General features: G+C 35.4%; 3 protein-coding genes. All 3 read left to right on the top strand.

Features of this window, described 5'->3' with window-relative positions; genetic code table 11:
* Positions 1-89: 89 nt before the first annotated feature.
* Positions 90-362: an IS66 family insertion sequence element accessory protein TnpB gene (locus tag H4K35_RS15520; protein ID WP_255492498.1), complete on the top strand. Its 273-nt coding sequence runs from the start codon at positions 90-92 to the stop codon at positions 360-362.
* Entirely contained in the window at positions 362-700 is a 339-nt protein-coding gene (tnpB, locus tag H4K35_RS15515) for an IS66 family insertion sequence element accessory protein TnpB (RefSeq protein WP_081048718.1), read from the top strand. The genes H4K35_RS15520 and tnpB overlap by 1 nt, the downstream gene beginning before the upstream one ends.
* Positions 701-749: 49 nt before the next feature.
* Positions 750-1,643: transposase (locus tag H4K35_RS15510; RefSeq protein WP_182628804.1), on the top strand; the 894-nt coding region annotated here is incomplete at its 3' end.

The following is a 1,643-nucleotide window of genomic DNA, read 5'->3' as shown; positions in this document are numbered from 1 at the left end:
GTATCCACCCGACCAAGCCCATATTTCATAAGCTAACGTAAGGTAGTAAGTTTGCTTGAAATAATAAAGAGATGAGCAAACAAGAAATAATGTACTCTCATGTAGAGGATTGGAAAACAAGTGGATTAACGCAATCAAGATACTGTGAAAGTGTCGGAATTAAATTAGCAACCTTTAGTTATTGGGTGGTTAAGTATAAGGCAAAGTCAGAGTCAACGCAATTAGACAATAATTTTATAACTGTAACAAAAGGTCAAGTCATCAATACTCAGGAATATGAGATAGTATATCCCAATGGTGTAAAGTTACGTCTACAAACGGATAATCTTAGTGAACTATATTCATTAGTAAACTTAGTGTAATGTTTAGTTTGAGTAGTTCTAATCAATTTCATTTGTATAGACAAGCTTGTGATATGCGCAAGAGTTTTGATAGCCTTTGTGGACTTGTCCAGAATGAACTTAATCAAGTAGCTCATAGTGGAAGTGTCTATATATTTATCAATAGACGCTGTAATCAAATGAAGCTCTTGCATTGGGAAGCAGGAGGCTTTGTACTATACCACAAGCGCTTAGAACAAGGAACTTTTGCTTTTCCCACGCATAGTAAAGCTCAAATAAGTTGGACTGATTTAGTACTGATGATAGAGGGAATCCAGGTTATCAAAAGTAACCAAAAAAGGCGTTTTTTATTGAAGTAAAACAGGTTAAAACCTTGTATATTCTGGGCTTTTGACGTATTTTTACTTCATGGAAATAGACTTAGAAAACTTATCGAAAGAACAACTTTTGGCGCTTATAAAAAAGCAGTCTAAGACTATTTCCAAACAAGACAAAATAAATACTAAGTTAGAGCAAAAGACATCTAAGTTAGAGCAAAAGACATCTAAGTTAGAGCAAAAGACATCTCAGCTAGAACAAGAAAAGCAAGAACTCCAACGCTTAGTAGATCTTTTACGACGCATGCAATTTGGACAAAAACGCGAGCGTTTCGAAGACCCTAATCAAACACAGTTACCTTTAGAGGTTCAGCAAGCAGTCCTGGAAGAACAAGAAGAAGTAATCAAACAAGAGATCACTTATTCTCGTCAGAAGAAAAAACATCCAGGAAGAGCTAAACTACCCGATCATTTACCTGTAGAAGAAATAGAAATCTACCCAGAGGGAGATTTATCTGATAAGATTTGCATTGGTAAAGAAACTACAGATGTCTTAGATTATGTTCCAGGTTACTTTAAAATAAAACGTTACATCCGATATAAATACGCCACGAAAGACAAAGACAATACGCAAATCAGTATTGCACTGCTTCCAGAGCGAATTATAGATAAAGGAATACCTTCTGAAGGATTATTATCTACAATACTTGTTGACAAATACGTAGATCACCTTCCGCTATATAGACAGAAGCAACGCTTTTCAAGAGAAAATATCGATATAGCTTCTTCTACTATAGATGGCTGGGCAGCTCAATGTATGGATGCTTTAAAACCACTATATGAAAAGCTTCTGCTGGACATCAAAAATGAAGGATATCTTCAAGTTGATGAAACCACCATCAAAGTCTTAGATGAGAAAAAGAAAGATAAATCTCATCTTGGGTATTATTGGGTGTATCACGCACCTATATCCAAACTCGTAATG

The sequence above is a fragment of the Myroides sp. NP-2 genome (assembly GCF_014145665.1).
GTDB lineage: Bacteria > Bacteroidota > Bacteroidia > Flavobacteriales > Flavobacteriaceae > Flavobacterium.
Note: the sequence above shows the minus strand (reverse complement) of the source record. Positions and strands in the feature narration are given on the sequence as shown.

Bases quoted from the DNA above. Each gene is read 5' to 3' on its own strand.
- H4K35_RS15520 (WP_255492498.1), top strand. From the start codon at position 90: ATGTACTCTCATGTAGAGGATTGGAAAACAAGTGGATTAACGCAATCA.
- tnpB (WP_081048718.1), top strand. From the start codon at position 362: ATGTTTAGTTTGAGTAGTTCTAATCAATTTCATTTGTATAGACAAGCT.